The 4,832-nt window shown below is 47.6% G+C and carries 4 protein-coding genes; all 4 read left to right on the top strand.

Going from position 1 to position 4,832, the window contains the following annotated elements; genetic code table 11:
- Positions 1–784, top strand: a 784-nt coding sequence (locus tag ABW391_RS28550) for an SH3 domain-containing protein (protein WP_353485315.1), incomplete at its 5' end; no start/stop codon positions are given.
- A gap of 86 nt (positions 785–870) precedes the next feature.
- Positions 871–4,245, top strand: coding sequence for an AAA domain-containing protein (locus tag ABW391_RS28545; protein WP_353485314.1), 3,375 nt, complete (start codon positions 871–873; stop codon positions 4,243–4,245).
- 47 nt (positions 4,246–4,292) lie between these two features.
- Complete coding sequence (locus ABW391_RS28540; protein WP_353485313.1) at positions 4,293–4,538, top strand: DUF433 domain-containing protein; 246 nt, start codon at positions 4,293–4,295, stop codon at positions 4,536–4,538.
- On the top strand, positions 4,535–4,832 hold a 298-nt coding region (locus ABW391_RS28535), incomplete at its 3' end, for a DUF5615 family PIN-like protein (protein ID WP_353485312.1). The genes ABW391_RS28540 and ABW391_RS28535, both read left to right, overlap by 4 nt.

Below are 4,832 nucleotides of genomic sequence, written 5' to 3'. Positions count from 1 at the left end.
AAAAACGATTATGCACCGAATGAACTCCGTTACCACAAAATTTTCAATGTTGGCACTGCTGCTCTGTGGCCTGGTGCTGAGTAGTTTTCGCACTGTATTTTTTGAAGACACCACTACCTTTTACGTGTTGGCGCCAAGTGGCTTGAACCTGCGCAAGGATGCCGATCCCAATTCGGCCAAACTGGATCTGGTTCCAATGGGAGGAAAAGTTACTTTGCTGACTGCCTCAACTGCCAAGAATCTGACCGTGGATCAACTCAGCGGTGGCATGGCCAAAGTCAAGTATGGCGATAAAACAGGCTTTGTGTTTGATGGTTACTTGTCCAAATTTCCGCCACCTAAAAAAGCCATCAATACGGAGGGCGAGTATAAGATTGAAACGTATGTGGAAAAGCTGCGGGAAGTTCCCGACGCCACCGTGCTGCACGAAGAGCATACCATGGACTATGGCGGCATTTATTCTTCTGAAAGTTCGATCCATTTGTCTACTCAAAACTGGCAGGAGGCCTTTTTGATTGCCAAACTGCTGATGAACATTCCGCCGAAATTGCTGTACCCCAAAGTTAACCGGGCCGTTGAAACCATCATTCCCAACCCCGATAAAAAGGAACAGGCCTGGTCGGATGAGCTGAAAGTGGAACGCGACAAAACCGGGCAACTGATCAGCATCAGCTATTACTACCGCTCGGAAGGCGGCGGCTGGGGGGCGGTGATTTCGAAGAGTACGGAAGGGACTGAGACTCAAAAATTGTTGAAAATTGCTTATACGGGGATTGCGGATTGATCGGGATTGGTTATTTAAATAATATTGTTTTTATTTGTTTAATGAAAACAATAAAAAATGTTATTTTTGTCGACTAAACACCGACTATGCCGCCACATTTCGCTCCACTCTTTTACCGGGAGCTCCAAAAAATCGTTGAAAACGACCAGTTGGATGCCGCAGCCCAAACAGAGGCCTGCTATCAATTGCTCGTGGTGATACTTATGGAGGCCACCAAACAGGAGCGATTGCGCTTTGTCAATCTCTTTTCGCGCATGGCCTATGCGGGACAAAAATACCAACTCGACAAAAAACTGCAATTTTACCAGCACAATTTTCGCAAAGTGGCACAGGAGGTGCGCCAAAAAGGCGACTTGCGTTCCGATCACCACTTTTTGCCAGGATTTGCTTTCAAAGTGGTACTCGAGACCATCAATGGTTTGTGCAAAACTACCCCGCCGAATGCCCTGGTCAATCAAGTACCCCCCAGCTGGCCCAATACTTTTCGACCCGTCGAAATCAAGGAATACCGGCCAGTGGTGCGGGTGTTGGCACTGGAAGATTGCAAGGAAGAGCAATACTTACTGGTCAAAGACGAAAGTCGCCCCGATGAAAACATCCGAGTCAAATACAACCTGCCCGAGCGCAATGAAGGATTTAATCCCACCATTCAAGCTTTGCGCAAGGTATTTGGGTTTCCCATTCTGCTCAATTTGTTGGAAGTAGAAGTCGACCAGGAAGGGTATTACCGCCCGCAGGCTTTTGTGGTAGAACCTGATCACTTGATTGACGTTACGGGTATTGCCGAGTGCTTCGACACCGACCATACCGTGCCGGAGACTTACCTGTTGAAAAAGTTTTTGCCGTTTAGTTCCAGTTCTTCTTTGCTGCTGGGGCATATCGCCAACTTCTTTTTGGATGAATTGATGCACAATCCCAATCAGGAGTTTCCTGCGGTCTTTAAAAAAGTTTTTGCACTCAATCCGCTGGCATTTTGCCTGATCGACGACAGTGCACTCAAGGAATTGCGCCAAAGAGCCCAGGCTCATTTTGTCAATTTACAACGGGAAATCGTGCTGGACTTTCCTGCTCAAGGCATTCACCCGGCGCAGTGTTACCTGGAGCCTACTTTTTATTCCAACATCCACGGTTTACAAGGACGTTTGGATGCCTTGTACCGCAATGGCAACAAGTCTGCCATTGTGGAACTCAAGAGTGGCAAGCTGTTCAAGCCCAATCAATTCAAAATCAATACGGGGCATTACATCCAAACCTTGTTGTACGACTTGATCATTCGGGCAACCTACGGAAAAAAAATTGACCCGACCAATTACATTCTGTATTCGGCACTGGAAACGGACAACCTGAAATTTGCCCCGGTCAACCGCAGCAACCAATGGGAGGCTTTGCAAGTGCGCAACCACATTCTGGCACTCGAACATACCTTGCAGCGCCTTGGCTTGCCCGGAAATGGTGAAGACAACCTCGATGAACACACCCAACGCTTGCAAAACCTCATGGCTGATTATCGGTTTCAATCGGCCAGTAAATTTGCGCAACGGGATCAGGAGCAGTTTCAGCGCATGTTCAGCGCATTGAATGACATTGAAAGGGCTTACTTCACCGCTTTTACCGGATTTATTGCGCGGGAACACAAGTTGTCCAAAACTGGCCTGGATGGCATCGAAACCATCAACGGACAAGCTGCCCTGTGGCTCAATCCCTTCCACGAAAAGCAGGAGCATTTTGAAATCCTCAGTCACCTCAAAATCACGGACAATCAAGCGGGTGCCGATGAGGCCATTATTCGATTTACCCGCAGTGAGCACACCAATCCACTGGCCAATTTTCGAACAGGAGACATTGCTGTGTTGTATCCTTTTGTAGACGAAAACCAGTCTCCTCTGCGCAATCAATTGTTCAAGTGCAGCATCATTGAATTGAGTGCCAATACGGTAACCGTAAGCTTGCGCTCGCGCCAATTCAATGACCAGATATTTCAGGAATTTGAGTGGTGGAACCTGGAGCACGACCTCATGGACAACAGTTTCACCGCCCAATACCGTGGCTTGTACGATTTGTGCAACAGCAGCAACTTCAAACGTTATCTGTTGTTGGGGGTAAGCGCCCCAAATTTGCCCCGCGAAATGCCAGCTATCACTTGCCCACAGGAGATGACGGCAGAGCAGCAAACCATTTTTCAAGCTATCCTTGCTTCACAGGATTACTTCCTGCTTTGGGGGCCGCCAGGAACGGGGAAAACCAGCGTAATGCTCAAGCACCTGGTGGGGCATTGGACAGATCACTCTAAAGACACGATCTTGTTACTGGCGTATACCAATCGGGCCGTAGATGAAATTTGCGAGTCCATCGAGACATATTCACCTGAAATGCGGAACCAGTACTTGCGCATTGGGTCGCGGTACTCTACTGCTCCTGCCTACCAGGAACGGTTGCTCAGCATGCTTTCCCAAAAAATCAGCACCCGTAAGGAACTCAAAGCATTGATTGGAGATCACCGCATCATTGTGGCTACGGTAGCCTCTATCATTGGGCGGCCAGAGTTGTTTCTGTTGAAGGCGTTTGATCGGGTGGTGATTGATGAAGCTTCGCAAATTCTGGAACCTATGCTGGTGGGTTTGTTGCCCAAATTCAAGCACTTTTTGCTGATTGGCGACCACAAGCAGTTGCCAGCAGTGGTGGCGCAGGATCCCGAATTGTCCAAAGTATACGATGAGCGCCTGCACGAAATCGGTTTGTTGGACTTGCGCAATTCTTTTTTCGAACGCTTGTACAAACGCGCTCAGACCCAAGGTTGGAACCATGCCTTTGCCCAATTGAGTCACCAGGGGCGGATGCACCAGGACATCATGACTTTCCCCAGTCGGTATTTTTATGAGGAAAAGTTGCGCATTTTACCACCGGAGACTCCAGGGCATCAAGCCCAAATCAGCAGCCTGAATTTTATCCACCCGGACGAAGCCTCTGAATTGGAGCACGCATTGGCCACTCAACGGATGATTTTTTGCACCACGCCGCTTGACAAGCTTGGGGCAGCACACAAAACCAACCGCCACGAAGCGGAATTGGTGGGAGAGCTGGTGGAAAAAATTCAAGCCCGCTATGCTCTGGAAGGTCGTACTTTTGGTACCCGCAGCCTGGGCATCATCACGCCTTACCGGGCACAGATTGCGCAAATACGACAGGCGCTGCTGCAAAAAGGCATGGATGTAGACCTGATTACGATTGATACGGTGGAGCGCTACCAGGGTGGTGCGCGCGACATCATCATCATTTCGCTCAGTACCAATACCGTGGGTCAGTTTCGATCGCTGATTTCGCTGTCGGAAGAAGGGGTGGATCGGAAATTGAATGTGGCGCTGACCCGTGCTCGGGAGCAGTTGATTATTTTGGGGAATGGGGAATTGTTGAGCGGGAATGAGGTATATCGGGAATTGATGGGTGTGTGTTTTGGGGTGTAGATTATTAATGTATTTTATGCTAATTTTGTAGTTCAAAATAGGTGCACATGAAAGAAAATGAATTGTTGCAGCGGATCACTATTCTGCCAGAGGTGTGCCACGGAAAGCCGACCATTCGAGGGCTGAGATATACCGTGGAAGGGATCATGGAATACCTGAGTGGGGGTGATTCGATTGAGGATATTTTGGCGGAATTTGAGGATTTGCAAAGAGAAGATATTTTAGCCTGCTTAGCATATGCAACTGCTTCAATAAGTGCTAAAAGTGTGGTGATTTTACCTGTAGCCGCATGAAATTTATAATTGATGCTCAATTACCAAGGTCTTTATGTAAGCTATTTCGGAGCCATGGGCATGAAGCCTATCATACACTTGATTTTGAGAGAGGAAATTTAACTCAGGATGCGTTTATTGCTGAGTTCGCTTTTAGAAACAATGCAGTTGTGATATCCAAAGATCAAGATTTTTACCATTCTTTTTTGTTGCACAACAAACCAACTATGTTGGTACAAGTGAAAGTTGGCAACTTGAAGCTTTCGGAATTGAAGCATTTGTTTGAACAGAATATTGATACCATTACAAATTTGT

It is taken from the genome of Haliscomenobacter sp. (genome assembly GCF_040403615.1).
Lineage (GTDB): Bacteria > Bacteroidota > Bacteroidia > Chitinophagales > Saprospiraceae > Haliscomenobacter.
The sequence above is the reverse complement of the archived record's forward strand: the minus strand, read 5'-3'. Positions and strand labels throughout refer to the sequence as shown.

Excerpts from the sequence above, each read along its gene's own strand:
- ABW391_RS28545 (WP_353485314.1), top strand. The coding sequence starts at position 871 with ATGCCGCCACATTTCGCTCCACTCTTTTACCGGGAGCTCCAAAAAATC.
- ABW391_RS28540 (WP_353485313.1), top strand. The coding sequence starts at position 4,293 with ATGAAAGAAAATGAATTGTTGCAGCGGATCACTATTCTGCCAGAGGTG.